General features: G+C 59.7%; 1 protein-coding gene. It reads right to left on the bottom strand.

The features are described 5' to 3' along the window. Positions 1-120 precede the first annotated feature (120 nt). Positions 121-932, bottom strand: an 812-nt coding sequence (locus tag C8024_RS14080; protein ID WP_173206300.1) for a dihydrolipoamide acetyltransferase family protein, incomplete at its 5' end; no start/stop codon positions are given.

Consider the following 932-nt stretch of genomic DNA (forward strand, 5'->3'; position numbering starts at 1 on the left):
CCTCACGGGAGAAGGACTGCACTTGCCCCATTCCGTTCGCACTGAGCCTGTCGAAGTGCACCTATCGGCGTAAACTGTCCTTCGACAAGCTCTGGACGAACGGCAGTTCGCTCGCCCTCTTCAATCCGCGAACAGCAGCACCGGCGTTTCCAGCAGATGCTTGAGCGCCTGGACATAGCTGGCCGCATCATAACCGTCGACCACGCGGTGATCGCAGGAGATCGACAGGTTCATCAGCTTGCGCGCGTGGATTTCGCCGTCGATGATCATCGGCCGTTCGACAATCTTGTTCGGGCCGATAATCGCCACTTCGGGGCGGTTGATCACCGGCGTTGTCGCGATGCCGCCGAGCGGACCGAGCGACGTCAGCGTCAGGGTCGAACCGGTCAGCGCTTTCGCCGTCGCGGTACCGTCGCGCGCTGCCGCTGCCAGACGGGCGATTTCGGAGGCCAGCTGCCAGACATTCATATCCTGCGCGTTGCGCAAAACCGGCACCATCAGCCCCTGCCCGGTCTGTGTGGCCATGCCGAGATGGACCGCGCCATGGCGGGTCACGATCCCGGCTTCGTCGTCGTAAATCGCGTTCAGCATCGGAAATTGCGGCAGCGACTTGCAGATCGCGACAATCATCAGCGGCAACATGGTCAGTTTCGGCCGGTCGCCGCGATTGGCGTTCAGATCGGCGCGCATATCTTCCAGTTCGGTCATGTCAATTTCGTCGACATAGGAGAAATGCGGGATATTTCGTTTCGATTCTGCCATATTTTGTGCGATTTTGCGTCGCATTCCGATCACTTTGATCACTTCATCATCACGTTTTTGCACAGATCCGGCCGGACGATAGCCCTGCCCCGACCCGTAGTTCAGATAAGCGTCGAGATCGCTGTGCCGGATATGCTCGCCCTGCGCCTTGACCTGGCCGAGATCGACGC

Source organism: Sphingopyxis sp. BSNA05 (assembly GCF_013265645.1).
GTDB lineage: Bacteria > Pseudomonadota > Alphaproteobacteria > Sphingomonadales > Sphingomonadaceae > Parasphingorhabdus.